The 1,375-nt window shown below is 65.8% G+C and carries 1 protein-coding gene and 1 tRNA gene; one reads left to right on the plus strand and one right to left on the minus strand.

The annotated features are described in order from the left end of the window. Positions 1 to 92 precede the first annotated feature (92 nt). Positions 93 to 165, plus strand: a tRNA-Arg gene (locus tag DBO33_RS42475). A gap of 107 nt (positions 166 to 272) precedes the next feature. Here DBO33_RS42475 and DBO33_RS42480 read toward each other — a convergent pair. Further along, positions 273 to 1,103: a hypothetical protein gene (locus DBO33_RS42480; RefSeq protein ID WP_107661311.1), complete on the minus strand. Its 831-nt coding sequence runs from the start codon at positions 1,101 to 1,103 to the stop codon at positions 273 to 275. Between the last annotated feature and the right edge of the window lie 272 nt (positions 1,104 to 1,375).

Genomic DNA, 1,375 nt, shown 5'->3' on the forward strand with positions numbered 1-1,375 from the left:
CCCCCGAACACCCTTTTTGGCCAACAGCACCCGATGCGATACGCTTTCCCCGCCCGATCGACGGCTCCCCGCCACCGATCGAAAGCTATCCCGCCCTCGTAGCTCAGGGGATAGAGCGTCTGCCTCCGGAGCAGAAGGCCGCAGGTTCGAATCCTGCCGAGGGCACAGCATGAAAAGGCCCCGACCAGTGCGAATCTGGTCGGGGCCTTTCTCGTTGCACGGCGGCAGCTTGCAACGATGGCGCAATCTCGCCCGGAGAATGCGCTCGATGCTCAGGCCTGAACGTAGCCTTGTGCTACATCGGCAAGATTCCACCACGAGACATGGTGGGTATCAGATGATTCCAGCGACCAGCGTTCGGACAGCCGATCGAAGAAGGCATCGTCGGCGGTCTTGCCGCCCTTCGGCTCGCCGATGTAGACCAACCGCCGACCTCCCCGCGCCTCGAACGCAGCCAAGGCCCGAGACGCCATCGGATCTCCCCACCCCGGCGGCCAGCACAGGAACAACACGCAGTCCCCGTTCAGCTCTGCGTCGAACTCGGCCAACCCGCCGACCGGATGCCACACGTCCAGTTGACCCGCAGCACCCGGGAACGACACATTCGCAGTGCTGTTCGGCGGCTCCACATCGAACGCGGCCACATCCACACCCCGCGCGGCAAGCTGGCCGGCCGAGTACCCGCGCCCCGCACCCAGCTCGAGCACCCGTCGCCCGCCGCTGAACTCCGTCAGCCACTCGATCGACTCCGGCGACGGCACCGCATACGCGTACGCCGCTTGCAGAATCGTCTGAGCGAACGCCAGCCGCGCACTCCCGTTCTGCCTGCCGCCGTTGACAACCCGACGCCCACCATCCTCGCCAACCGACGGCGCAACAATGTCCCAATACGGATTCCCCGAATCCGACGCACCGCCAGTCATGAAGTGCACCAACCGCAGATCGAACGCGGCGTCAGCCGCGGCGTCGCCGGTCCCCGGCAACATCGGCGCCGTGTCGAGGTACTCCGCGACCTTCGGATACTCCCGCCGGAGCCGCTGCTCGTCCTCCAGCAGTGCCGCCAGTTCCATGCGTCGCTTGTTGGTCAGCATGAGCCCAGTCATGTACTCGATTCTTGCTGGCACACACCACTTACACGGGTCGTTGGGTGACTGATCGCGGATGTCAGGTAGTTCAGGGTGATTTCGGGGGCGGGTGGGGGTGTGCCGAGGGCTTAAATGGTTGGGTGTTGAGGGGGAGGGGTGAGTCCCGCCGCCCGCCGGTCTCGCTGCCGGACCACTCCGGTGAGGTGATCACCGGGACGGGCCGAGCCTGGGTGTCGGCGAAGGTGATTCGTTTGCCCTCGTGCTCGGCGGCCAGGTCGGCCAGCTCGGTG

Origin of the sequence: Nocardia suismassiliense (genome assembly GCF_900269665.1) — a bacterium.
Classification (GTDB): Bacteria; Actinomycetota; Actinomycetes; order Mycobacteriales; family Mycobacteriaceae; genus Nocardia; species Nocardia suismassiliense.